Source organism: Coleofasciculus sp. FACHB-712 (assembly GCF_014695635.1).
GTDB lineage: Bacteria > Cyanobacteriota > Cyanobacteriia > Cyanobacteriales > FACHB-T130 > FACHB-T130.
The window spans coordinates 1-4,345 of sequence record NZ_JACJOQ010000109.1; the positions used below are offsets into that span (position 1 = coordinate 1).

4 protein-coding genes are annotated in these 4,345 nt (G+C 48.5%); 3 read left to right on the forward strand and 1 reads right to left on the reverse strand.

All coding sequences use genetic code 11. The annotated features are described in order from the left end of the window. Positions 1 to 494: 494 nt before the first annotated feature. From H6F50_RS02680 to H6F50_RS02690, 3 genes are all read left to right on the forward strand, one after another. On the forward strand, positions 495 to 1,604 hold the full coding sequence (locus H6F50_RS02680; RefSeq protein ID WP_190426064.1) for a thiamine phosphate synthase: 1,110 nt from the start codon (positions 495 to 497) through the stop codon (positions 1,602 to 1,604). Then, on the forward strand, positions 1,597 to 1,818 hold the full coding sequence (gene thiS, locus H6F50_RS02685; protein ID WP_190426058.1) for a sulfur carrier protein ThiS: 222 nt from the start codon (positions 1,597 to 1,599) through the stop codon (positions 1,816 to 1,818). The genes H6F50_RS02680 and thiS overlap by 8 nt, the downstream gene beginning before the upstream one ends. A gap of 339 nt (positions 1,819 to 2,157) precedes the next feature. Further along, positions 2,158 to 3,162, forward strand: coding sequence for a DUF1517 domain-containing protein (locus H6F50_RS02690; RefSeq protein WP_190414968.1), 1,005 nt, complete (start codon positions 2,158 to 2,160; stop codon positions 3,160 to 3,162). 331 nt (positions 3,163 to 3,493) lie between these two features. Here H6F50_RS02690 and H6F50_RS02695 read toward each other — a convergent pair whose 3' ends face one another. Beyond that, positions 3,494 to 4,345 carry an ABC transporter permease gene (locus tag H6F50_RS02695; RefSeq protein ID WP_190426061.1) on the reverse strand — a complete coding sequence of 284 codons (852 nt, stop codon included), beginning with the start codon at positions 4,343 to 4,345 and terminating at the stop codon, positions 3,494 to 3,496.

Below are 4,345 nucleotides of genomic sequence, written 5' to 3' on the forward strand. Positions count from 1 at the left end.
TATGCACCCCTATTTTGGGATAGAGGCTACCCGTTTGTTTACATTTCTTACATTTCTAAAAAGACCCCAACCGCTAACAGCTCATCAACCTGAGCATCCTCTTCAAAGCGAGGAATTCGATGGGCATTCCAAAAGAAAATTCTGTGGGGGCATTCTTTGAATGATAATACTGCTGTTAAACGTTCTTAAATAGGTAGGTACAAAAAACTAGAAACCCGTAGGCTAAAGGCTTGGGATAAGGACGCTACTTGCTCCTAACCCATAGACGAAATGTTACTGACTTAGTTCACATGACTTAGTTCACAATCCGCACGATATCAGCATTGTTCATTTTGCTCAACCTTGTTAATCCCCGCATTCTATTTTTTATTCAGTTGGATAAAATATATGGGGCAATTGAGAAAATTTGGTTGGTACGTGCTACCCTGTCACTTCACAGATTTCAGAAATTAGGAAACTAGACTGCTACGATGAAAAATAATGGAGTGGTTGCGATGGGCGAGAAACACAGCGTTCGAGAGCCAGTTGGGGACTTGCTCATACAAGCACAGCCAGCGGTTTGCCGCATTCTAGACGCCAATTTAGACCGAGCCAGAGAAGGCTTGCGGATTATCGAAGAATGGTGTCGCTTTGGCGTGAATAGCTCCCAATTAGTCAATGAATGCAAGCAAATGCGGCAGGAGCTAGCCAAATGGCATGGCATGGAGCTTCGGGCTGCACGGGATACCCCAGGTGATGCGGGCACGGAGTTGACCCATCCTCAAGAACAACAGCGCTCTAGCATTCAGCAGCTGTTGCAAGCCAATTTTGCTCGCGTGGAAGAAGCCCTGCGGGTGCTGGAAGAATATAGCAAGCTTTACGACCCCGATCTAGGCTCGGCGGCAAAGCAATTACGCTATCGGGTGTATACGCTGGAGAGCAATTTGCTGGCTTACCGACGACATCAGGTACTGTTGCGATCGCATCTATACCTCGTTACTTCTGCCTCAGAACAGCTATTTTCCATCGTTGAAGCCGCCCTGCAAGGGGGACTGACTCTGGTACAGTATCGAGAAAAAAATGCCGACGATTCTGTGCGAGTCGCTCATGCTGCTAAACTCCGCCAGCTATGCCATCAATACGGTGCCCTGTTTATTATGAACGACCGGGTGGATCTGGCTTTGGCAGTGAATGCCGATGGCGTGCATCTGGGACAACAAGATATCTCCATCGCCCTCGCCCGACAGTTGCTAGGGCCACAACGCCTGGTTGGTCGCTCCACCACGAACCCGGAAGAAATGCAGCGAGCTATCCAGGAGGGTGCTGACTATATCGGAGTTGGCCCCGTTTATGAAACTCCAACCAAAGTAGATAAAGCTGCTGCTGGTCTGGATTATGTCCGCTATGCGGCTGAAAATGCCTCGATTCCCTGGTTTGCCATTGGGGGCATTGATGCGAATAACTTAAATGATGTGCTGGAGGCGGGAGCCGAACGAGTGGCAGCGGTTCGCGCCATCATGCAGGCAGATCAGCCGATGTTAATGACTCAGTATTTCCTCTCCCAGCTGAGTCGTCTGCAAACTCTCCGCTCTGTTGATGTTCGCGTTCCCCAATCTTATGTTTAGTCCGTCTGGTCAGATCGCGCTGCAAGTGAATGGGGAACCCCGCACCTGCCCGCCCGACACTAAATTGCCCCAGTTGTTAGAGCATCTGGGGTTAAATCCTCGCCTAGTGGCGGTTGAGTACAACGGTGAGATTCTCCATCGACAGTTTTGGTCGCAAACGGAGATCAAAGAGGGGGACGCGATTGAAATCGTCACCATCGTCGGCGGCGGCTAATTGGAACCTCAGAGATGAAGATTGAACAAGGAATGGCTGAAGATAAATTCCCGGCTGTTTCTCGGAAAACAGCCACAAGATTTACTCCCCATACTGTACTTTTCATCTGTGGTTTCTAGTCCAGTTCCTGGGTAACGCACAGCGATTCGCGTTATCCCTCATCCGTCATCCTTTCGAGTACGGATTCCCCGTGAGGAAATCCGCCCCGCATTGATCCCGCGCCAGTCGGGTGGAGGCGATACATTAAAGATGTAGCTCGGATCGCTCGATAGTTAGGAAGATGCTAGGAGTTGCTGCCAGCCGCTACAGTTTTAATCAGATTGAATAGGCACAGTATGTATGCGTAATAAACTGCTTTCAGCAATTAAACCCCTTTTGAAATCTTTGTTCGTCTTTGGCCTGATCCTTACCCTGACGCTAGGTCATGCTGACGGAGCCTTAGCAGCTCGCTCAGGCGGTCGGATTGGAGGGGGTTCTTTTAGAGCGCCCAGCCGCAGCTATTCGCCTCCTAGCCGCACCTACGCGCCACCATCCGGCGGATATTATCCGGCTCCTTATCCTGGGGGTGGATTTGGGGGTGGATTTGGGTTCCCGTTGCTATTTCCCTTCTTTGGCATCGGGGGCGGATTTGGCGGTCTGTTTACAATTTTGATTTTCCTGGGAATCGCTAACTTCTTGGTTTCCAGCTTCCGCCGCGTGGGTGTTGGCGACGCAGGTGAAGCCGATTCTCTGGGCTACGGCAATCCCAAAGTTTCCGTGGCAGAGGTGCAAGTGGGTCTTTTGGCAGAAGCTCGCAGCTTGCAAGGAGAATTAGACGAGTTGGCGCGTACATCTGATATGAGTTCCGCCATCGGTCGTGCCCAAGTGCTTCAGGAAAGTACTCTAGCTTTGCTACGTCACCCGGAATACTGGGTGTATGGGGCAGCAGAATCTCAGCAAACAGCGTTACAAGCCGCAGAAGCCAAGTTTAATCAGCTAGCTCTGGGTGAACGCAGCAAAGTCACCGAAGAGACTCTCTCGAACGTCAATAATCAGCTCAAGGCAGCAACGCCCAAAGCATCTTTACCGGCGGGATCTGAGGAAGCTGGCAAGCTGGCAAATCAGATGATGGCAGAAGGACCTAGTGAATACATTATTGTGACGATTTTGGTGGGTGCCGAAGGCAATCTACAACTGCCGAAAATCAACAGCACTGACGATTTGCGTCAAGCCTTGCGTCAGATTGGTGGCATCGGGAGCGATCGCCTACTTGCAGTAGAAATTCTCTGGGCACCTCAGGCAGAAGGCGACACGCTTACCTCTGATGATTTGCTGGCTGAGTATCCCAATCTCAAACTTGTTTAACCCTCAACGGATACGGGCACTCTTGCTATGCGCCCCTATCTATTTCTCCTGAAAAGGAGGCTGGTAATCAGCCTCCTTTTTCAATTCTCATGGTGTCTAAATAGGAAGCATTTCTAATTTATTTTTTCCCTTGAGTTGGTATTATTAGTATTACTAAATAATAAAAACATAGGCGTTTTTAAGAATTTTGCTTAAATTGCTATCATAAGGAATTACGTTTAAGTTGATAAAATCATTTTACCAGCAAAGTAGTTTATCAATAACAATTTTTTGTTCCTCGTTAAATTTTAAAACCTGACACCTCCCTACAAATTCAAAGCTATTTTAGAAGCTATTTAAAGCGTTTCTGCTCACTGCGATAGCGGAGCAATTCAGCAACAAAAGCGACAAAACCTGACACAATCATCAGCATGACGCTGAGAGCGTTGATATCTGGTTTGACGCCAGTGCGGATGCGGCTAAAGATTTCTAAGGGTAAAGTTGTGGCACCCGTACCAGCAGTGAAGCTGGCAATGAGAAAGTCGTCCATGCTGAGGACAAAGGCTAACAGGCAACCGGAAATAATTGCTGGCATTAATTCTGGAAGCAACACCTGGATAAAAGCTTGTACTGGCGTCGCCCCTAAATCGAGGGCAGCTTCTTCTAAATGGGGGTTTAAACCGCTAATTCGAGAAGAAACCACCAAGGCGACGTAGGCAAGACAAAAGACGACATGAGCTGCCACAATTGTCCACAAGCTCAACGGCATACCAATAACGGCTAAAAATACCAGCGTGGCAACAGCGATCGCAATATCGGGAATAATCAGCGGCAGGTAAGAAACGCCGCGATACAAGCTTTTCCCCGGAAAGGTATAACGGGCTAAACCAACTGCCATTATGGTGCCTAAGACGGCAGCGATCGCTACAGCACACAAAGCCACGGTTAGGCTATTTTGCAGCGCCGTCAGGATACGGGTATCCTGAAACAGCTTTAGATACCATTTGAAGGTGAATCCCTCCCAACCGGCACTATAGGTAGATTCGTTAAAACTATAAAACGTCAGTACCAGAATGGGCAGGTACATATAAAAGAACATCAGCAGTGTGAAAATAACCTGCCAAGAAATACGAGGTTTATCCTGGGACTTCAACATAATCTCTAAAGGGATTTCCTCCTGCTGATGGCTGACGGTGCCTGTCAT